This is a genomic window from Pseudomonas paralactis (assembly GCF_001439735.1).
Classification (GTDB): domain Bacteria; phylum Pseudomonadota; class Gammaproteobacteria; order Pseudomonadales; family Pseudomonadaceae; genus Aquipseudomonas; species Aquipseudomonas paralactis.
On record NZ_JYLN01000002.1, the window covers coordinates 191,695 to 211,934 of the forward strand.

A 20,240-nucleotide genomic window follows, 5' to 3' on the forward strand; every position below is an offset into this window, starting at 1 on the left:
AAAACTTTATTGCTGTACAGGGATAATGACCATGCTGGAAAACCGCTGGGAAGGCATCGACGAATTCGTTGCTGTGGCCGAATGCAGCCAATTCACTGCGGCGGCCGAGCGCCTGGGCGTGTCGTCGTCGCATATAAGCCGGCAGGTGGCACGCCTGGAAGAGCGGTTGCAAACGCGCCTGTTGTATCGCAGTACGCGCAAGGTGACGCTGACCGAAGCAGGTCAGACGTTTTTGCAGCATTGCCAGCGTTTGCAGGACGGTCGCGAAGAGGCCCTGCGGGCGGTAGGCGACCTCACCAGCGAACCCAAGGGCATGTTGCGCATGACCTGCGCAGTGGCCTACGGCGAGCGCTTCATCGTGCCACTGGTGACCCGGTTCATGGGGCTCTATCCGCAATTGCGGGTCGATATCGAACTGAGCAACCGCCAACTGGATCTGGTGCATGAAGGTCTGGATTTGGCAATCCGCCTGGGCCGCCTGCAAGACTCGCGCATGGTCGCCAGCCGCCTGGCACCTCGGCGCATGTACCTGTGCGCCTCCCCTTCCTACCTGGAAAGGTATGGCCGGCCACACAGCTTGTCGGAATTGAGTCGGCATAACTGCCTGATCGGCAGTTCGGATATCTGGCAACTGGCCCAGGACGGGCGGGAATTTTCCCAAAGGGTTCAGGGGAACTGGCGTTGTAACAGTGGGCAGGCGGTGCTGGACGCGGCGCTGCAAGGTGTGGGTTTGTGCCAGTTGCCGGACTATTACGTGCTGGAGCATTTGCACAGCGGGGCACTGGTGTCGTTGCTGGAGGCGCATCAACCACCGAATACGGCGGTGTGGGCGCTGTACCCACAGCAGCGGCATTTGTCGCCGAAGGTCAGGAAGCTGGTGGACTTTCTCAAAGAAGGCTTGGGTGACAATCCGGTCTATCGAGCATAAACAACTACCGTCTATGTATTGCCTGGATACCGGTTAATAGCCGCTCTCATTGAAAAACCAGGCAAGTCCATGACGTCCAACGCCCAGCAACTGCAGCATATCAATCATTTTGTCCGTAAGGTCCTCGCCGACTTTCCGGTGCCCAGCGCTATCGCCGCCCAATTGCTTGACGAGCATCTGCAACCCTTCACCCAGGAACAACTGGACCCGGACACTACGTTTCTGACCACTTTGGAATACAACCTCGACAATCCCAATGCGCCCTACACCGCAGTGATCGTCCAATCCATGAGCCTGATCGAGGCCATGATCTGTGATGCCCCCCATGCTCCTGGCGGCATGATCAACACCACGGGCTTTTCTACCACCGCGCCGTACTTCCATATCGTGAGTGAACTGCCGCGCCTGATGGATAACCGCATCCCGCAAATGTTCAACGAAGAGTTCATTACTTCCAGCTGGATTCCGCCCAGGCGGTATGAGGCGCTCTACCGGCAAAGTGAACCTCAGGTCTACGGCCCGACCACACAACTGGAACTGGCGCCTGCTATTTTCAGAAAGATTGTTCACTCCAGCGACTTCGAAGACGTTTACGACAATGCCATCACTCGGTTCTGGAGCGAACACCGGGACAACTACACAACCCTGATGCGCATTGCATTCACCAAGGCCTACCTCAATCAATACGAGGAATTCACCCTCACCCAGGCAGAAAGGCAGTTGGCCGCCCGGGCCGCAGGGATCGGCATCGACAAGGACGCCAGCAACCTGACCCTGGAGGACTTTCAAGCACCCTATTCATCGGATGCAAACCTGTCTCTGCGCGTGCTGCGCATTCATCAGTACGAAGCCACCGACATCCTTACGATTACCGACAATCAGAGCCAGATCACCCTGCTGTACATCCCGGGAAACTCCTCCCCCATCCATGGTTTCAACACCCCTACGGACATGCGCAATGCGCTGGTAAAAGCTGCCAGGGACCCGACCCAGCGCAAAGCCCTGACCACCCACTTTGAGCCCGACTCGATTGACTCCGGCCTGCTCTACAGTGGTGTCGAGGAAGCATTGATCGGTATGGCGATGTACCCGGAACCCTCCAGCCCACCCGGTCTTTTCAACAGTTTATTGCGCAATGGCTACTGGGACCCCGAGCAATACATTAATAACCCCATGTATCCGGCGCTCAGAAGTGACCCATTTGCATTTATCGCGCGGCAGATCCGCACTCGCATTGCAAAACTGGCAGCGAAAACCATCGTCTCGCCCCTGGACACGTTCAAGGCCGACACCCTCGACGCCCTGGAAAAAGCCTGCCTGCTGGCAATCCCCGTGGCGCTGACTATGGGCACGGCGCTACTCGCGGAGTTTTGCTTCGTAACATCAGGTTTGGCTGGAATGGCCATCGGTGCTGATGATGTATTCAAAGACAAACCCCACGCCATAGAGCGCATGGTGTTCGGCGCTCTGAACGCACTACCGGTGGTTATCCACGGCATCAGCACAGGAGCGAGCAGTCTTGAGGCGTTGCGCCCTGCGCTTGGCCAAGCCACGCGAACAGAGGAGGGCCTGATCAGTGTCAGAGTCACCACTCTGCCCCCTGCGCCCATCCAGACAGAAACTCGCCCTCTGGTCGCGGCAACACCCCCCAGCGGCTTGCAGTCCGTAAAGATTCAGGGCGAGACCTTCCTGACCTACAAAAAACCGAATGACTGGGGCTTTTTTGAGCTCTTCGTGAACAATCCAGAAGCGCCCGAGACAATTCAATCCACGGGTCTCTACGCTATTCAGAGCAGCGACCTGCAATGGCGCCGTGCCGGTCTGGCCGGAGGTGGGGCATTTCGCAATGCCTGGCAACGGGTGTACAGATTATTCAGCGACACCGAAAACCGAAGTTTCTTCAGTACCTATGAGATGCCTTCGCACGCTAGAGACACCCTGGCGGACATGCTCACTGACAGCAGCTCATTTTCGGAAGACTTCGAGCCCTTCGGTACGGGTGAACAATCGATCAAAAACACGCGAAAACTGTTCTTTGAGAAAAGAAACCTATTAGATCAGGATTCGGCGCTCTTCTTTAACTACCTACCTTATTCGCCCCTGCAGCCGGTAATCCCCCGCTTGAGTCTGAATGAGTCACAGCAAAGCATTATTGAGAAACTGCTGCGCGCCAGTGACGGCCTCGTGATCGGCGAAAGCCACAGCGCAGAAACGAGCAAAGCCTTTCTGATCGACAATATGCAGCTACTCGCCAGCAAAGGCGTGAAACGCATCTACTTCGAACATCTGCTGACCGATGTACATATTCCGCCGTTGAAAGCGTTTTATCGGTCAAAGAACGCGCCCATGCCCCAGGAGCTGACGAATTTTCTGAATGGAATCTACCCACTGCCCCGCAATCACTATTACTCATTCAGAAACGTCGTTACCAAAGCCAGAGACGCCGGGATCAAGATCCAGCCGATCGACTGCACCGCAAGCTACGTGCTTCGCGATATGCGCGACAGCGCGGGTACCCTTCGCCAGCGGATGATGAACTATTACGCCACCGAGGTGATTGAGTGGGTGCAGACCACCAAGCGCCAACCAGGAAAATGGGTAGCCTTGGTGGGCGATACCCATACCAACACTTTCAAGGATATCCCCGGGATTGCCGAACTCACTGGCAGCATCGGCCTGCGGATAGAAGATAGAGTGGGTGCCCGCCCCTTGGGCATCGAAGTCGATCCGGGGCGCACTGCCAGCCTGGGCCTGAACAAAGGGGAAGGCACGGTCAAGGCCAACCTGGTCTTGCGTGTTGATCCTGCCGCGTTGCAGCACTCAATGGAACCACAGCCCGGCCCTTCGCACAGTCGAGTAGTGAAGTCGGCCCAGGCACTGCTGGCACTCCCGGGCCAATTCATGCTCACCGGGGCCAGCCACATTGACTATCGTTCGCGACGCGGGGAACTGCGCAGTTTCAGAATCAACAGTCAGGAGGGCCGATTCTTTATCAATGCGTCCGGCTGGTCTATCGATCAAAAGCCATTCGACAACATCGAGGCACTGGTAAGCGAGCTGGACGCTCAGCCCGGGTTGGAGCAGGTCAGCAACTGAGGATCAAGACGTTTGATAAGCACGCCGCTGACGCAGCCACTCAAGGTCTTCAGGGCGGGTGACCTTGATGTTGTCCGCACGCCCCTCCACCAGCCGCGGCGCCTGGCCAGACCATTCCATGGCCGAAGCTTCGTCGGTGATCACCGCATCGGCTACCAGGCTGTCAGCCAGGGCACGGTGCAACGCGCCCAGACGAAACATCTGCGGCGTGTAAGCCTGCCAGATCAGGCTGCGATCAACCGTTTCTACCACGCGGCCGTGCTTGTCGACGCGCTTGAGCGTGTCGCGAGCGGGCACTGCCAGTAGGCCACCCACCGGGTCATCCGCCAGTTCGGCCAGGAGTTTGTCCAGATCATCACGGCTCAGGTTAGGTCGCGCAGCATCGTGCACCAGCACCCAGTCATCGTCACCAGCGCCCAAGGCATTGAGGTGCAGCAGCGCGTTGAGCACCGAACCCGAGCGCTCCGAGCCACCGTCCGCACGCTGGATACGCGGGTCAGTGGCGCACGTCAGGGTGGGCCAATAGGGATCATCAACAGCAAGACTGACCACCAGGCCCTTGAGCGAGGGGTGGTCGAGAAAACAGCCAAGGCTATGTTCGAGAATAGTGCGCCCGCCCAGTTGCAGGTATTGCTTGGGACGGTCCGCGGCCATACGGGCACCGACGCCCGCGGCAGGAATCACGGCCCAGAAGGCCGGTAGATCGTGGTTCATTGGGCCAACTGATAGAGGGTTTCGCCCTCCTTGACCATGCCCAGCTCATGACGTGCCCGCTCTTCAACGGTCTCCGTGCCTTTTTTCAATTCAAGCACTTCGGCGTCCAGGACACGGTTGCGCTCCAGCAGGCGTTCGTTTTCAGCACGCTGGTCGGCAATTTGCTGGGTCAGTTCTTCCACCTGCGCAAAGCTGCCATTACCGACCCATAGGCGGTACTGCAGGCCAGCCAGCAACAAGAGCAAGACGAGGAACAACCAATTGGGACTGCGCATCGAAATCCGGGTATCCAGTGAAAAAAGACAGTCATGCAAACCTTTTGCAGCAACTGATAGCACAAAGCCTGGAAAAACCAGGCTTGCGCTTGTCAGTCAGCAGATTAGCGCCGAAATTCACATTTTCGTGAGATTTCTGACGCCATCTGCCGACTTTTTACCATTTACTGCTTAGCCGCGAAACTCGCCGCGACCGTTGTACTTGGCTTTACCTGCCAATTGCTCTTCGATGCGCAGCAATTGGTTGTACTTGGAAACGCGATCGGAACGGCACAGGGAACCGGTCTTGATCTGGCCAGCCGAAGTACCCACGGCCAGGTCGGCAATGGTGGAATCTTCGGTTTCGCCGGAGCGGTGGGAGATCACAGCGGTGTAGCCCGCAGCCTTGGCCATCTGGATAGCTTCCAGGGTTTCGGTCAAGGTACCGATCTGGTTGAACTTGATCAGGATCGAGTTGGCGATCTTCTTGTCGATGCCCTCTTTCAGGATCTTGGTGTTGGTAACGAACAGGTCGTCGCCCACCAGCTGGATTTTCTCGCCGATCTTGTCGGTAAGGATTTTCCAGCCATCCCAATCGGACTCGTCCAGGCCGTCTTCGATCGAGATGATCGGGTAGCGCTGGGTCAAGCCCTTCAGATATTCAGCGAAACCTTCGGAGTTGAACACCTGGCCTTCGCCGGACAGGTTGTACTTGCCATCTTCGTAGAATTCGCTGGCCGCGCAGTCCAGAGCCAGGGTCACATCGGTGCCCAGTTTGTAGCCGGCATTGGCCACAGCTTCGGAGATGACTTTCAGTGCATCTTCGTTGGAGGCCAGGTTTGGTGCGAAACCACCTTCGTCACCCACGGCGGTGCTCAGGCCACGGGCCTTCAGTACAGCCTTGAGGTGATGGAAAATCTCGGTGCCCATGCGCAGGCCTTCGGAGAAGGACTTGGCACCTACCGGCTGCACCATGAATTCCTGGATGTCGACGTTGTTATCCGCGTGCTCGCCACCGTTGATGATGTTCATCATCGGCACCGGCATCGAGTAGACGCCCGGGGTGCCGTTCAGGTTGGCGATGTGCGCGTACAACGGCAGGTCCTGGTCCTGGGCTGCTGCCTTGGCGGCGGCCAGGGACACAGCGAGGATCGCATTGGCGCCGAGGCTGCCTTTGTTTTCAGTGCCGTCGAGCTTGATCATCGCGTGGTCCAGGGCTTTCTGGTCCAGCGGGTCCTTGCCCAGCAACAGGTCACGAATCGGACCGTTGATGTTGGCTACAGCCTTGAGTACACCCTTGCCCAGGTAACGGTTCTTGTCGCCATCACGCAGTTCCAGCGCTTCGCGCGAACCGGTGGAAGCACCGGACGGCGCACAGGCGCTGCCGATGATGCCGTTATCGAGAAGCACGTCGGCTTCGACGGTGGGGTTGCCACGGGAGTCGAGAACTTCACGACCTTTGATGTCGACGATTTTTGCCATTGTTGTAAACACTCCAAAGTTGACGAAAACGACGCAGCTGAAGGAAATCTTTTGACCGACCGCAAGGGTGGAACAACGGGGCAGGCTTGCAGACGACAAGGCTCAGGCCCGAGGGCCTGAGCGTAAAGCGTGGGAAATTCTACCGGAGAAATGGCAGTTACGCGGTCTCTACCGTCGGAAAACTCTTGACCAGCTCGTCCAACTGCTTGAGTTGGGCCAGGAATGGCTCCAGCTTGTCCAGGCGCAGGGCGCATGGGCCATCACATTTGGCGTTGTCCGGGTCTGGGTGGGCTTCAAGGAACAGGCCTGCCAGGGACTGGCTCATGCCTGCCTTGGCCAGGTCGGTCACCTGGGCACGCCGCCCGCCAGCGGAGTCCGAACGACCACCGGGCATTTGCAGCGCGTGGGTCACGTCGAAGAACACGGGGTATTCGAACTGTTTCATGATGCCGAAACCGAGCATGTCCACCACGAGGTTGTTGTAGCCGAAGCTCGAACCACGCTCGCACAGGATCAACTGGTCGTTACCCGCTTCCACGCATTTGCTCAGGATATGTTTCATTTCCTGGGGCGCGAGGAACTGGGCTTTCTTGATATTGATCACAGCGCCGGTCTTGGCCATGGCGACCACGAGGTCGGTCTGGCGCGACAGAAAGGCCGGCAACTGGATGATGTCGCACACCTCGGCGACCACGGCAGCCTGCTCAGGCTCGTGGACGTCGGTGATGATCGGCACGCCGAAGGCTTGCTTGATGTCCTGGAAGATCCGCATGCCTTCTTCAAGGCCCGGGCCGCGATAGGAGGTCACGGACGAACGGTTGGCCTTGTCGAAACTGGCCTTGAACACGTACGGGATACCCAGCTTCTGGGTAACGCGCACGTATTCTTCACAGACCTGCATCGCCATGTCGCGGCTTTCCAGCACGTTCATGCCACCGAACAACACCATGGGCTTGTCGTTGGCAATCTCGATATCGCCTACGCGAATGATCTTCTGGGCCATCAGGGTTACGCCTTCTTCTGATGTTGCGTCAGTGCTGCTTTGACGAAACCGCTGAACAACGGGTGACCGTCGCGCGGCGTCGAGGTGAACTCCGGGTGGAACTGGCAGGCCACGAACCAAGGATGATCCGGCGCCTCGACCACTTCAACCAGCTTGCCGTCACCGGAGCGACCGGAAATCTTCAGGCCAGCCTCTTTGATCTGCGGCAGCAGGTTGTTGTTCACTTCATAGCGATGACGATGGCGCTCGACAATCACGTCCTTGCCGTAGCAGTCGTGTACCAGCGAGCCGGCTTCCAGCAGGCAGTCCTGCGCACCAAGGCGCATGGTGCCGCCCAGGTCGGAGGTTTCGGTACGGGTTTCAACGGCGCCGGTGGCGTCTTCCCACTCGGTGATCAGACCCACGACCGGATGGCCGCTGCTGTGATCGAACTCGGTGGAGTTGGCGTCTTTCCAGCCCAGCACGTTACGGGCGAACTCGATAACGGCCACTTGCATGCCCAGGCAGATACCCAGGTACGGCACCTTGTTCTCGCGAGCGTATTGCACCGCGGTGATCTTGCCTTCCACGCCGCGCAGGCCGAAACCGCCCGGCACGAGGATCGCGTCAACACCTTCAAGCAGCGCAGTGCCCTGGTTCTCGATGTCTTCGGAATCGATGTAGCGCAGGTTGACCTTGGTACGGTTGCTGATGCCGGCGTGGCTCATCGCTTCGATCAGCGACTTGTACGCATCCAGCAGTTCCATGTACTTGCCGACCATGGCGATGGTGACTTCATGCTCAGGGTTGAGCTTGGCGTCGACCACGGCGTCCCATTCGGACAGATCTGCGCCATTGCACTGCAGGCCGAAACGCTCGACTACAAAATCATCCAGCCCTTGCGAATGCAGGATGCCCGGGATCTTGTAAATGGTGTCGGCGTCTTCCAGGGCAATCACCGCACGTTCTTCAACGTTGGTGAATTGCGCAATCTTGCGGCGCGAGGAAATGTCGATCGGGTGATCGGAGCGGCATACCAGCACGTCCGGCTGCAGGCCGATGGAGCGCAGCTCCTTGACCGAGTGCTGGGTAGGCTTGGTTTTGGTTTCGCCGGCAGTGGCGATGTACGGCACCAATGTCAGATGCATCAGCATCGCGCGCTTGGCGCCGACTTCGAAACGCAACTGGCGGATGGCTTCGAGGAACGGTTGGGACTCGATGTCACCCACGGTGCCGCCGATCTCGACCATGGCCACGTCGGCATCGCCTGCACCCTTGATGATGCGGCGCTTGATTTCGTCGGTGATGTGCGGGATCACCTGGATGGTTGCACCCAGGTAGTCACCACGGCGCTCTTTGCGCAGCACGTGCTCGTAGACACGGCCCGTGGTGAAGTTGTTGTTCTGGGTCATGGTCGTGCGGATGAACCGCTCGTAGTGGCCCAGGTCCAGGTCGGTCTCGGCGCCGTCATGCGTGACGAACACTTCACCGTGCTGGAACGGGCTCATGGTGCCCGGGTCGACGTTGATGTACGGGTCCAGCTTGAGCATGGTGACTTTAAGCCCCCGCGCCTCCAGGATGGCCGCCAATGAAGCGGAGGCAATGCCTTTCCCCAATGAAGAAACAACACCGCCCGTGACGAATATGTAGCGCGTCATGAAAAACCCTAGAAGTCTGCGTTAAAGCGGTCCGAGCCGCCGGGGAAAGCGAAGGAAGGCCGAAGCCCCCGATCACCTGCATTAATCACAGTGCACCTTTCAAAAAAACCGCCGCGTTGTGACAGACCAGCAAGGAAACACCGGTACGTTGATCGCTACACATTTTTTGGAATCGCCCAGCAAAGACTGCTTGGTAATCGGCAACTGCTGCGATTCAGTCGAATCCACAGAAGTTGTATCAAGAAGGGAGCGTAGTCTACCGGAAAGGCGCTATCAGCTCAAACCTTGATCGCAAGTCTGTGGCAACCAATGTAATTGCCCGTGATCCGTCGAGCTGGCCCACGACCCCGCAAGGGTTGGGACAGCCAGCAATTGTTCACCCCGGTAGACCAGCGGCAATCTGCCACGGACAAAGCCGGGCAAGCCGCTTTCGTTGAGCAGGCGCTTGAGGTCGCGATGACCTCGCCCCGGCACTTCGATGACTTCGCCGCCCTGCCGATAACGGATCACCAAAACACCAGATGGTGCCTTGCCAGCGAACCTGAGTTGACCGTTGCCGGGTAACTCTAGTGGGTTTTGCGCATCGGGCCAGCTCACCGGCGCGTGGGAAAATTCGGACCATGATGAAGGCAGCCACCAGATGCGCTCACCGCTGCGATGCAGTTGGCCGTCGGCCAGACGCCACACCGGCTGCGCATCATTCTTTGCATCGCGCAGGGCATACCAACCGGCCCAGTGGTCACTGTCGGGCAAACGGGTCAGCGGTGTCAGCCAATGCCGCAGGGCATTACGTTGGCGGGCATCGGACAGTTCGCGCAACGGCGCAAGCGCCAGGGACGGCAAAGGCAACCAGGGAAACGCTGAAGGCTGATCGGCACGCTGCAGATCCATCAGCGCCAATTCGTCGAGCAGCCCTTGAGCCTCAGCCATGTGTTCAGCCGTGCGAGCCAGGTGGGTGATCGCCTGGGGCCAGCGCTCCGTCACGGTAGGGAGTACACGGTGACGCAGATAATTGCGGGAAAACCGGGAATCAACGTTGGAGGGGTCTTCGATCCACTGCAACTGATGCTGATGGGCGTAGGCTTCCAGCTCGCTACGGGAGAACGCCAGCAACGGCCGCACCAAGCGGCCTTGGGCCAAGGGGCGATGCTCAGGCATAGCCGCCAACCCTCGCACACCGGCGCCACGCAGCAGGCGAAACAGCAGGGTTTCGGCTTGATCGTCGCGATGCTGGCCAGTGAAAAGCACCTCCCCTGCCCCCATGATTTGCATGAACGCTTGGTAGCGCGCATCGCGCGCCGCACGTTCAAGGCTCGCGCCGGGCCTCACCTGCACACGCATGACGCGCAAAGGTACGCCCAGGCTGTCGCAGACCGATCGGCAATGAGCAGGCCACGCATCGGCAGCAGCTTGCAGGCCATGGTGGACATGGACGGCGCTGACAGGAGGCAGATTTTCGATTTTGGCCAGTGAGGCCATGAGGTGCAGCAGGACGGTGGAGTCGAGACCGCCGGAGAATGCGATATGCCAGGCCGGCGCGTTGCGCCAGGGGGCCAGGGTGTGCAGGAGTATGGCCGGCAGGGTTGGTTTCATCACACGTCACCGCCGCAAAGCTGGAATACGTTCGTCAGCATATACAAAGCAAATGTGGGAGCCGGGCTTGCCCGCGATGCAGGCACCTCGGTGTATCAGTGATACCAAGGTGATGCTATCGCAGGCAAGCCAGCTCCCACACAAGCCGGCTACCACATTGGGTACAGCGTCGACTTAGAGGCCGTAGCTCATCAGGCGCTCGTAACGACGAGCCAGCAGCGCTTCGTTATCCAGCTTCTTGAGCATCGCCAGTTGCGAGCCCAACTCGGCACGGATGGTCGCGGCAGCGGCAGCCGGGTCACGGTGGGCGCCGCCCAGTGGCTCGGCGATGACCTTGTCCACGATACCCAGGCCTTTGAGGCGATCGGCGGTGATGCCCATGGCTTCGGCAGCGTCCGGCGCCTTTTCGGCGGTTTTCCACAGGATCGAGGCACAACCTTCCGGCGAGATCACCGCGTAGGTCGAGTACTGCAACATATTCAGTTGGTCGCAGACACCAATGGCCAAGGCACCGCCGGAACCACCTTCACCGATTACGGTGGCGATGATCGGGGTTTTCAGGCGAGCCATGACGCGCAGGTTCCAGGCAATCGCTTCGCTCTGGTTGCGCTCTTCGGCGTCGATACCCGGGTATGCGCCCGGCGTGTCGATGAAGGTCAGGATCGGCATCTTGAAGCGCTCGGCCATTTCCATCAGGCGGCACGCCTTGCGGTAGCCTTCCGGACGCGGCATACCGAAGTTGCGACGGACTTTCTCGCGCACTTCACGGCCTTTCTGATGGCCGATCACCATTACCGGCTGGTCGTCCAGGCGAGCGATACCGCCCACAATGGCCGCGTCGTCGGAGAAGTGGCGGTCGCCGTGCAGTTCATCGAACTCGGTGAAGATGTGTTCGATGTAGTCCAGAGTGTACGGACGGCGCGGGTGGCGAGCCAGGCGCGCGATCTGCCAACTGGTCAGCTTGCCGAAAATGTCTTCGGTGAGCGTGCTGCTTTTGTCTTGCAGGCGAGCGATTTCGTCGCCGATATTCAGCGAATTGTCATTGCCGACCAGGCGCAGCTCTTCGATCTTGGCTTGCAGGTCAGCGATCGGCTGTTCGAAATCAAGAAAATTCGGGTTCATAAGCGTCCGTCTTGGGTCGACGGCCAGGGAGTGCCTGGCCAGCCGGTTGTCTATTCGCGCCCTACCTTAAGGGAGAGGCGCGTTTAGGTCGAGATTAAATGTTCAGCCGAGGTCAGGGGTGCTGACCGTCAACGGTATTGGAGGAAGACGTTGTCTCGCCCGAACTGGTCACGCAAAGCTTGAATCAAGCCATCAGCCGGATCAATCCGCCACGTCTCACCAAACTGCAACATCGCTTTGGCATCGCTGCCGGTGTACTCCATGGTCACCGGGCACGCGCCCCGGTGGCGTTTGAGCAAGTCACCCAACCAGCGTAGCTGATCGCCCTTGAGCGCTTCGGTCTTGACCTTCAAGCGCAGGCTTTCAGCCAGGTTGGTGCGGGCATCTTCCATGCTCATCACCCGTTTGATACGCAGGCGCAGGCCGCCGGAGAAGTCATCATTGCTGACCTCCCCTTCTACCACCACCATGGCGTCAGTCTGCAAAAGTGACTGGGCGGAGTGGAACGCGTCGGCAAACAACGATGCTTCGATCCGGCCCGAGCGGTCATCCAGGGTGATGAAGCCCATTTTGTCGCCTTTTTTATTTTTCATCACCCGCAGGGCGATGATCATGCCGGCGACGGTCTGGGTATCCCGCGCCGGTTTGAGGTCGATGATGCGCTGGCGTGCAAAACGGCGAATTTCGCCTTCGTACTCGTCAATCGGGTGACCGGTGAGGTACAGGCCCAAGGTGTCTTTCTCACCCTTGAGGCGCTCCTTGAGGGTCAGTTCCTTGGCCTTGCGATGGTTGGCGTAGACATCCGCGTCTTCTTCGACAAACAGCCCACCAAACAGGTCGGCGTGGCCGCTGTCATGGGTGCGGGCAGTCTGTTCGGCGGCCTTGATCGCCTCTTCCATGGCGGTGAGCAGCACCGCGCGGTTACGGTCGATATTGGCCTGGTAAGCCTTCGGCTCATCATGGAAATACGGGCCGAGACGGTCGAGCGCGCCGCTGCGGATCAAGCCATCGAGGGTACGCTTGTTGATGCGCTTGAGGTCAACCCGTGCGCAGAAGTCGAACAGGTCCTTGAACGGCCCATCCTGACGCGCTTCGGTGATGGCCTCCACCGGGCCCTCGCCCACGCCCTTGATCGCGCCGAGACCATAGATGATGCGGCCCTCATCGTTCACCGTGAACTTGAACTCAGAGGCGTTCACGTCCGGCGCATCGAGGCGCAGCTTCATGGTGCGCACTTCCTCGATCAAGGTCACGACCTTGTCGGTGTTGTGCATATCCGCCGAGAGTACCGCCGCCATGAACGGCGCCGGGTAGTGGGCTTTCAGCCAGGCGGTCTGGTACGACACCAGGCCATAGGCGGCGGAGTGGGATTTGTTGAAACCATAACCGGCAAACTTTTCTACCAGGTCGAAGATGTTACCGGCCAGGTCGGCGTCGATGTTGTTGGTGGCGCAACCTTCAATGAAACCGCCACGCTGCTTGGCCATTTCCTCGGGTTTCTTTTTACCCATGGCGCGACGCAGCATGTCCGCACCGCCGAGGGTGTAGCCGGCCATGACCTGGGCGATCTGCATCACCTGTTCCTGATACAGGATGATGCCGTAGGTCGGCGCCAATACAGGCTTGAGGCCCTCGTATTGGTAATCCGAGTGCGGGTAGGCCAGCTCGGCGCGGCCGTGCTTGCGGTTGATGAAGTCGTCCACCATGCCCGATTGCAGCGGACCCGGACGGAACAACGCCACCAGTGCGATCAAGTCTTCCAGGCAGTCGGGCTTGAGCTTTTTGATCAGCTCTTTCATGCCCCGGGATTCAAGCTGGAACACCGCCGTGGTTTCGGCTTTTTGCAGCAGGCTGTAGGTCGGTTTGTCGTCCAGCGGGATAAATGCGATATCCAGCGGTTCTTCGCCAACCTTGGCGCGGTCGCGGTTGATGGTTTTCAGCGCCCAATCGATGATCGTCAGGGTACGCAGGCCGAGGAAGTCGAACTTCACCAGGCCGGCCGCCTCCACGTCATCCTTGTCGAACTGCGTGACCAGGCCGTCGCCTTCTTCATCGCAATAGATCGGCGAAAAATCGGTCAGCTTGGTCGGGGCAATAACCACACCACCGGCGTGTTTACCGACGTTACGCACCACGCCTTCGAGCTTGCGCGCCATGTCCCAGATTTCGGCGGCTTCTTCATCGACCTTGATGAAGTCGCGCAGGATTTCTTCTTGCTCGTAGGCTTTTTCCAGGGTCATGCCGACTTCGAAAGGAATCATCTTCGACAGGCGGTCGGCCAGGCCATAGGACTTGCCCTGCACCCGCGCCACGTCGCGGATTACCGCTTTCGCCGCCATGGAACCGAAGGTGATGATCTGACTTACCGCGTTGCGACCGTATTTCTCGGCCACGTACTCAATGACGCGGTCACGACCATCCATGCAGAAGTCGACGTCGAAGTCGGGCATGGATACCCGTTCCGGGTTCAGAAAACGTTCGAACAGCAGGTCATATTCCAGCGGGTCGAGGTCGGTAATCTTCTGTACGTAGGCCACCAGCGAACCAGCACCTGACCCCCGGCCCGGACCTACCGGCACGCCGTTGTTTTTGGCCCACTGGATAAAGTCCATTACGATCAGGAAGTAACCGGGGAACCCCATCTGGATGATGATATCCAGCTCGAAATTCAGCCGGTCGACGTAGACCTGGCGCTTGGCTTCGTAATCTTCGGTGGTGTCCTTGGGCAAGAGGACGCTGAGGCGCTCTTCCAGACCATCGAACGACACTTTGCGGAAATACTCATCGATGGTCATGCCATCGGGAATCGGGAAGTTGGGCAAAAAGTGTTTGCCCAGTTTCACTTCGATGTTGCAGCGCTTGGCGATCTCGACGGAGTTTTCCAGGGCCTCGGGCAAGTCGCTGAACAGCTCCGCCATTTCCTCGGCGCTTTTGAGGTACTGCTCTTCGCTGTAGTTCTTCGAGCGGCGCGGGTCATCCAGGGCCCGGCCTTCGCCGATGCACACGCGGGTTTCGTGGGCTTCGAAGTCTTCTTTCTTGATAAAGCGCACATCGTTGGTCGCCACCAGCGGCGCGCCCAGCTTGTCGGCCAGGGCCACGGCGGCGTGCAAGTGTTCTTCATCGTTGGGGCGATTGGTGCGCTGGACTTCCAGATAGAAGCGATCCGGGAAAACCTGCATCCACTCGCGCGCCAGCACCTCGGCTTCCTGGGGATTGCCCCCCAGCAACGCGATACCGACTTCACCCTCCTTGGCCGCCGAGAGCATGATCAGGCCCTCGCTGGCTTCGGCCACCCACTCGCGCTCGATGATGATCGAGCCGTTGCGCTGGCCGTCGATAAAGCCACGGGAGATCAGTTCGGTGAGGTTGCGATAACCCACGCCGTTCATCGCCAGCAGGCTGATGCGGCTCAGGGGGTTATCCGGGTCTTTGTTGGACAGCCACAGATCGGCGCCGCAGATCGGCTTGATGCCGGCGCCCATGGCGTTCTTGTAGAACTTGACCAGGGAACACATGTTGTTCTGATCGGTTACCGCCACCGCAGGCATGTTCATGCCCACCAGGGTTTTGACCAGCGGTTTGATCCGTACCAGGCCGTCGACCAGGGAATATTCAGTGTGCAGGCGCAGGTGAACGAATGAAGCCGGCATAGTGATCCTGTCTTGATACATGAAAACAACAAGGCCCGGATTGTACCGGGCCTGGGTAAAAACATCAGCCTTGCTGCTAAACCTCGATCAGGCTCTCACGCGCCTCATAAGCCTGGCGCACCGGGGCAAACGAGCGGCGATGGATCGGGGTGGGGCCGAGCCGAGCCAGGGCTTCCAGATGAACGGGCGTCGGATAGCCTTTATGGCCGCCAATACCGTAGCCGGGATAGATCAACTCGAACGCAGCCATTTCACGATCACGGCTGACCTTGGCCAGGATCGAAGCGGCGGCAATGGCTGGAACCTTGCTATCGCCCTTGACCACCGCTTCCGACGGCATTGTCAGCTTCGGGCAACGGTTGCCGTCGATCATCGCCATTTTCGGGGTGATATGCAGCCCTTCAACGGCACGCTGCATGGCTAACATCGTCGCATGGAGGATATTGAGCTCGTCGATTTCTTCGACTTCAGCCCGGGCGATATGCCAGCTCAGAGCCTTTTCACAGATCTCGTCATAAAGCTTTTCGCGACGGGCCTCGGTGAGCTTTTTCGAATCATTGAGGCCCAGGATCGGACGGTTCGGGTCCAGGATCACCGCCGCCGTCACCACTGCGCCACACAGTGGGCCGCGCCCTACTTCGTCAACACCGGCCACCAGCTCGTGGGCTTGGGCAACCAGGCTGAAATCCAGACCCATTTGCGTGGTCATAAGGCTTCCTGTTTATGGCCGATCAAGGTCAGAACGGCGTCGGCCGCCTGGTTCGAGGCATCACGACGCAGGGTGCGGTGAATATCATCGAAACCACGGGTCTGCTCTTCGCCGCCATCAATCAGGGGTAGTAGGGTTTGCGCAAGCGCTTCGGGCGTTGCATCGTCCTGCAGCAACTCCGGCACCAGCAGGCGCTGAGCCAGCAAATTGGGCAGTGAGATGTAAGGGCTCTTGACCATGCGCTTGAGAATCCAGAAGGTCAGCGGCGCCAGGCGATAGGCTACAACCATTGGCCGCTTGTACAGCAAGGCCTCAAGGGTGGCCGTGCCCGAGGCGATCAACACCGCATCGCAGGCTGCCAGGGCCAGGTGGGACTGACCGTCGAGCAGAGTCAGCGGCAGGTTGCGACCTTCCAGCAGCGTCTCGATCTGTGCGCGGCGCTGCGGGCTGGCACACGGCAGCACAAAGCGCACCTCCGGCTTTTGTGCCTGCAGGCGTTCGGCGGCATCAAAAAACAGCGCGCCCAGGCGCCCTACCTCACCGCCACGACTGCCCGGCATCAACGCCACCAACGGGCCATCGGGCAAGCCCAGTTCGGCACGCGCGGCAGCACGATCGGCTTGCAATGGAATGGCATCGGCCAGGGTATGACCGACAAACCGCACCGGTACGCCCTTCTCTTCGTAGAACCTGGCTTCGAACGGCAACAGGGTCAACATCAGGTCGCAGCCTTCGCGGATCTTCAACACACGCTTCTGCCGCCACGCCCATACGGATGGGCTGACATAGTGCACGGTCTTGATTCCGGCCTGACGCAATTTGAGCTCGATATTGAGTGTGAAATCCGGCGCATCGATGCCGATAAAGACGTCGGGCTTTTCATCGATCAGCGTCTTGATCAGCAGCTTGCGGCGAGCGAGCAGCTCACGCAGGCGCCCCAACACTTCCACCAACCCCATGACCGACAACCGCTCCATAGGGAAGTAGGAAGCAAGCCCTTCGGCCTGCATCAGCGGCCCACCCACGCCGATAAACTCCACCGCAGGATGCCGGGCCTTGAGGGCTCGCATCAAGCCGGCACCCAGAATATCGCCGGAAGCTTCACCCGCCACAAGCGCAATACGCAGATTGGCCATGATCAGCGGGTGATGCCGCGGGTCGACGCCTGGATCGAGTCACGGAACACCGCGACTTCCGGAAACAGGGTTGCCGGCTCGGTCAGTTCGGTCAGCGCCTGCTCAACCGTCAACCCCTGGCGGTAAACCGTCTTGTAGGCACGGCGCAGAGCGTGGATCGCCTCTTCGCTGAAACCGCGACGGCGCATGCCCTCGAAATTCATGCTGCGAGCCTCGGCAGGGTTGCCGAACACCGTCACGAATGCAGGGACATCCTTGCCAATGGCGGTACCCATGCCGGAAAAGCTGTGGGCGCCGATGTGGCAATACTGATGCACCAGGGTGAAACCGGAGAGGATCGCCCAGTCGTCAACGTGCACATGGCCTGCCAACGCGGTGTTGTTGACCAGGATGCAATGGTTGCCGATCACGCTGTCATGGCCGATGTGGGCATAGGCCATAACCAGGTTGTGATCCCCCAACGTGGTTTCGGCGCGATCCTGCACGGTGCCACGGTGGATGGTGACGCCTTCACGGATGATGTTGTGGTCACCGATTACCAGGCGCGTTTCTTCACCCTTGTACTTCATGTCCGGGGTGTCTTCGCCTACCGAGGAAAACTGGTAGATACGATTGTGTTTGCCAATACGGGTCGGACCTTTAAGGATCACGTGTGGCCCGATGACAGTCCCCTCGCCGATTTCCACACCTGCGCCGACGATCGACCAAGGGCCGACCTCAACGTCGGCGGCCAGTACGGCCGACGGATCGATGATTGCGCGAGGGTCAATCAAACTCATAGTTTGCGTTCCGCACAGATGATCTCGGCAGAGCACACCGGCTTGCCATCTACCGAGGCCTGGCATTCGAACTTCCAGATCTGGCGCTTGCAGCTGATGAACCTGGCTTCCAGGATCAACTGGTCACCCGGGGTGACCGGGTTGCGAAAACGCAGCTTGTCGGAGCCCACGAAATAGTAAAGCGTGCCGTCGGCAGGCTTGAGGTCGAGCATTTTGAAACCAAGGATACCGGCAGCCTGGGCCATCGCTTCGATGATCAACACGCCCGGCATGATTGGATGCGCAGGGAAGTGACCGTTGAAGAATGGTTCGTTGATGCTGACATTCTTGTAGGCACGAATGCGCTTTTCCTCGACGTTGAGGTCCACTACGCGGTCCACCAGCAGGAACGGGTAACGGTGAGGCAGGTATTCGCGAATCTCGTTGATGTCCATCATTTCGGGGGGAAGCCTGTAATAAAGATTGGGGGCGGGCGAACTAAGCGCACGCCCCGCTAGCAAATCAAGGGGGCAGTCCAGCGGCTGTGCACACTTGATATGGAAATGGTATCAGCCTTCAGATGAAGCATTACCGCCAGGGGTCACGTCCCCAACACGCTTTTCCAGCTGTTTGATACGTCGTGCCATGTCGTCGATCTTCCTCAAACGCGCCGCGCTCTTGCGCCATTCTGCCGCAGGTTGCATGGCGGTACCGGAAGAATAGGCCCCCGGCTCGGTAATCGAGTGAGTCACCATGGTCATACCGGTGATGAAGACGTTGTCGCAAATATCGATATGCCCCACCAGCCCAACGCCGCCGGCGAGCATGCAATGCTTGCCGATCCTGGTGCTGCCGGAGATGCCCACGCAGGCCGCCATGGCGGTGTGATCGCCAATCTGAACGTTGTGGGCGATCTGGATCTGGTTGTCGAGCTTCACGCCGTTACCGATCACCGTATCGGCCAAGGCCCCGCGATCCACCGCAGTGTTTACACCGATCTCCACGTCGTCGCCGATCAATACGCCGCCGACCTGGGCAATCTTGTGCCAGACACCTTTGGAGTTGGCAAAGCCAAAGCCTTCGCCACCGATAACGGCGCCGGATTGAATGACCACACGCTGACCAATACGCACATCGTGGTAGAGGGTGACACGTGGAGCCAGCCAGCCATCAGCACCGATTTCGCAGCGAGCGCCGATGAAACTGTGGGCACCCACGGTGACACCGGCACCAATACGCGCCCCGCTCTCGATCACGGCAAACGCACCGATGCTGGCCGCCGGGTCAACCTGGGCACCTTCGGCGATCACGGCAGACGGGTGAATACCGCCGGCCGCTTTCGGCTTGGGATCGAACAGGTGCGAGGCCTTGGCGTACGACAGGTACGGGTCGGCCACCACCAGCGCATCCCCGATAAACCCTTCGGCGTCAGCGGCCTTCAGCAACACGGCTGCGGCCTGGCAATCGACCAGGTATTTACGGTATTGGGGATTTGCGAGGAAGCTCAACTGAGCTGGGCCAGCCTCCTGCAAGGTGGCTAGCCCAGTGATTTCTTTCTCCTTGGAGCCACGCAATGTGGCTCCAAGGAACTCGGCCAACTCGCCGAGTTTGATAGTCGCTGTCATGGTTTACTTCAGCTGGTTCATGCGCTCGATCACCTGACGGGTGATGTCGTATTGAGGCTTGACGTCGATCACGGCGCCACGCTCGAACACCAGGTCAAAGGCACCCTTCTTGATGACTTCTTCCACAGCGCTGTCCAATTTAGGCTTGAGCTGCTTGAGCATTTCGCGGTCGGCCACAGCCTTGGCTTCGTTCAGTTCCTTGGATTGGAACTGGTAGTCACGGGCCTTTTGCTTGAATTCAAGCTCCAGACGCTCGCGCTCGCCTTGCTGCATCTTGTCGCCACCGGCTACCAGACGGTCCTGGATACCCTTGGCGCTGCTTTCCAGCGTCTTGAGCTTGGTCAGTTGCGGACCGAATTTCTTCTCGGCATCCACGGCGTATCGCTTGGCCGCATCGGATTCCAGCAGGGCCATCTGATAGTTCAGGACGGCGATTTTCATTTCGGCGAAGGCCGGGGTGGTTACCAGCACAGTGGCCAGCAGGACCAATTGAGTCAACTTACGCACGATGTACTCCTACAGAATCCGTTGTC

The 20,240-nt window shown here is 59.0% G+C and carries 16 protein-coding genes; 2 read left to right on the plus strand and 14 right to left on the minus strand.

The features are described from left to right. The first annotated feature begins 31 nt into the window (after positions 1-31). Both TX23_RS05115 and TX23_RS05120 read left to right on the plus strand, forming a co-directional pair. Positions 32-928, plus strand: a complete 897-nt coding sequence (locus TX23_RS05115; RefSeq protein ID WP_057701301.1) for a LysR substrate-binding domain-containing protein — start codon at positions 32-34, stop codon at positions 926-928. 69 nt (positions 929-997) lie between these two features. Further along, complete coding sequence (locus tag TX23_RS05120; RefSeq protein WP_057701302.1) at positions 998-4,024, plus strand: membrane-targeted effector domain-containing toxin; 3,027 nt, start codon at positions 998-1,000, stop codon at positions 4,022-4,024. A gap of 3 nt (positions 4,025-4,027) precedes the next feature. Here TX23_RS05120 and ispD read toward each other — a convergent pair whose 3' ends face one another. The 14 genes from ispD to TX23_RS05190 form a co-directional block, all read right to left on the minus strand. Beyond that, the gene (ispD, locus tag TX23_RS05125; protein WP_057701303.1) at positions 4,028-4,738 is read right to left on the minus strand and encodes a 2-C-methyl-D-erythritol 4-phosphate cytidylyltransferase; all 711 of its coding nucleotides are present in this window, start codon (positions 4,736-4,738) and stop codon (positions 4,028-4,030) included. Further along, the gene (gene ftsB, locus TX23_RS05130) at positions 4,735-5,013 is read right to left on the minus strand and encodes a cell division protein FtsB (protein WP_003189195.1); all 279 of its coding nucleotides are present in this window, start codon (positions 5,011-5,013) and stop codon (positions 4,735-4,737) included. Before ftsB ends, ispD begins: the two co-directional genes overlap by 4 nt. A 171-nt stretch (positions 5,014-5,184) precedes the next feature. After that, positions 5,185-6,474, minus strand: a complete 1,290-nt coding sequence (eno, locus tag TX23_RS05135) for a phosphopyruvate hydratase (RefSeq protein WP_057701304.1) — start codon at positions 6,472-6,474, stop codon at positions 5,185-5,187. A gap of 157 nt (positions 6,475-6,631) precedes the next feature. Next, entirely contained in the window at positions 6,632-7,477 is an 846-nt protein-coding gene (gene kdsA / locus TX23_RS05140; RefSeq protein WP_003189190.1) for a 3-deoxy-8-phosphooctulonate synthase, read from the minus strand. 5 nt (positions 7,478-7,482) lie between these two features. After that, positions 7,483-9,114 carry a CTP synthase gene (locus TX23_RS05145; RefSeq protein WP_057701305.1) on the minus strand — a complete coding sequence of 544 codons (1,632 nt, stop codon included), beginning with the start codon at positions 9,112-9,114 and terminating at the stop codon, positions 7,483-7,485. A gap of 273 nt (positions 9,115-9,387) precedes the next feature. Then, a complete protein-coding gene (tilS, locus tag TX23_RS05150; protein WP_057701306.1) occupies positions 9,388-10,707 on the minus strand; it encodes a tRNA lysidine(34) synthetase TilS in 1,320 nt (439 codons plus the stop codon). A 174-nt stretch (positions 10,708-10,881) separates the two neighbouring features. Then, positions 10,882-11,829 carry an acetyl-CoA carboxylase carboxyltransferase subunit alpha gene (locus TX23_RS05155; RefSeq protein ID WP_003189182.1) on the minus strand — a complete coding sequence of 316 codons (948 nt, stop codon included), beginning with the start codon at positions 11,827-11,829 and terminating at the stop codon, positions 10,882-10,884. 128 nt (positions 11,830-11,957) lie between these two features. After that, positions 11,958-15,479 carry a DNA polymerase III subunit alpha gene (gene dnaE, locus TX23_RS05160; RefSeq protein WP_057701307.1) on the minus strand — a complete coding sequence of 1,174 codons (3,522 nt, stop codon included), beginning with the start codon at positions 15,477-15,479 and terminating at the stop codon, positions 11,958-11,960. A 76-nt stretch (positions 15,480-15,555) separates the two neighbouring features. After that, a complete protein-coding gene (gene rnhB, locus TX23_RS05165) occupies positions 15,556-16,188 on the minus strand; it encodes a ribonuclease HII (RefSeq protein WP_032900444.1) in 633 nt (210 codons plus the stop codon). Next, the gene (gene lpxB / locus TX23_RS05170) at positions 16,185-17,324 is read right to left on the minus strand and encodes a lipid-A-disaccharide synthase (RefSeq protein WP_057701308.1); all 1,140 of its coding nucleotides are present in this window, start codon (positions 17,322-17,324) and stop codon (positions 16,185-16,187) included. The genes rnhB and lpxB overlap by 4 nt, the downstream gene beginning before the upstream one ends. A 2-nt stretch (positions 17,325-17,326) precedes the next feature. Next, a complete protein-coding gene (gene lpxA, locus TX23_RS05175; RefSeq protein WP_005785728.1) occupies positions 17,327-18,103 on the minus strand; it encodes an acyl-ACP--UDP-N-acetylglucosamine O-acyltransferase in 777 nt (258 codons plus the stop codon). Then, complete coding sequence (fabZ, locus tag TX23_RS05180) at positions 18,100-18,540, minus strand: 3-hydroxyacyl-ACP dehydratase FabZ (RefSeq protein WP_005785726.1); 441 nt, start codon at positions 18,538-18,540, stop codon at positions 18,100-18,102. Before fabZ ends, lpxA begins: the two co-directional genes overlap by 4 nt. Before the next feature lie 111 nt (positions 18,541-18,651). Then, positions 18,652-19,707 (minus strand): UDP-3-O-(3-hydroxymyristoyl)glucosamine N-acyltransferase, encoded by a 1,056-nt coding sequence (lpxD, locus tag TX23_RS05185; protein ID WP_057701309.1) that lies wholly within the window; start codon positions 19,705-19,707, stop codon positions 18,652-18,654. A 3-nt stretch (positions 19,708-19,710) separates the two neighbouring features. After that, on the minus strand, positions 19,711-20,214 hold the full coding sequence (locus tag TX23_RS05190) for an OmpH family outer membrane protein (protein WP_003189173.1): 504 nt from the start codon (positions 20,212-20,214) through the stop codon (positions 19,711-19,713). Between the last annotated feature and the right edge of the window lie 26 nt (positions 20,215-20,240).

What these genes read in the sequence shown, in the direction of transcription:
- TX23_RS05115 (WP_057701301.1), top strand. Translation starts at nt 32, where the DNA reads ATGCTGGAAAACCGCTGGGAAGGCATCGACGAATTCGTTGCTGTGGCC.
- TX23_RS05120 (WP_057701302.1), top strand. Translation starts at nt 998, where the DNA reads ATGACGTCCAACGCCCAGCAACTGCAGCATATCAATCATTTTGTCCGT.
- ispD (WP_057701303.1), bottom strand. Translation starts at nt 4,738, where the DNA reads ATGAACCACGATCTACCGGCCTTCTGGGCCGTGATTCCTGCCGCGGGC.
- ftsB (WP_003189195.1), bottom strand. Translation starts at nt 5,013, where the DNA reads ATGCGCAGTCCCAATTGGTTGTTCCTCGTCTTGCTCTTGTTGCTGGCT.
- eno (WP_057701304.1), bottom strand. Translation starts at nt 6,474, where the DNA reads ATGGCAAAAATCGTCGACATCAAAGGTCGTGAAGTTCTCGACTCCCGT.
- kdsA (WP_003189190.1), bottom strand. Translation starts at nt 7,477, where the DNA reads ATGGCCCAGAAGATCATTCGCGTAGGCGATATCGAGATTGCCAACGAC.
- TX23_RS05145 (WP_057701305.1), bottom strand. Translation starts at nt 9,114, where the DNA reads ATGACGCGCTACATATTCGTCACGGGCGGTGTTGTTTCTTCATTGGGG.
- tilS (WP_057701306.1), bottom strand. Translation starts at nt 10,707, where the DNA reads ATGAAACCAACCCTGCCGGCCATACTCCTGCACACCCTGGCCCCCTGG.
- TX23_RS05155 (WP_003189182.1), bottom strand. Translation starts at nt 11,829, where the DNA reads ATGAACCCGAATTTTCTTGATTTCGAACAGCCGATCGCTGACCTGCAA.
- dnaE (WP_057701307.1), bottom strand. Translation starts at nt 15,479, where the DNA reads ATGCCGGCTTCATTCGTTCACCTGCGCCTGCACACTGAATATTCCCTG.
- rnhB (WP_032900444.1), bottom strand. Translation starts at nt 16,188, where the DNA reads ATGACCACGCAAATGGGTCTGGATTTCAGCCTGGTTGCCCAAGCCCAC.
- lpxB (WP_057701308.1), bottom strand. Translation starts at nt 17,324, where the DNA reads ATGGCCAATCTGCGTATTGCGCTTGTGGCGGGTGAAGCTTCCGGCGAT.
- lpxA (WP_005785728.1), bottom strand. Translation starts at nt 18,103, where the DNA reads ATGAGTTTGATTGACCCTCGCGCAATCATCGATCCGTCGGCCGTACTG.
- fabZ (WP_005785726.1), bottom strand. Translation starts at nt 18,540, where the DNA reads ATGATGGACATCAACGAGATTCGCGAATACCTGCCTCACCGTTACCCG.
- lpxD (WP_057701309.1), bottom strand. Translation starts at nt 19,707, where the DNA reads ATGACAGCGACTATCAAACTCGGCGAGTTGGCCGAGTTCCTTGGAGCC.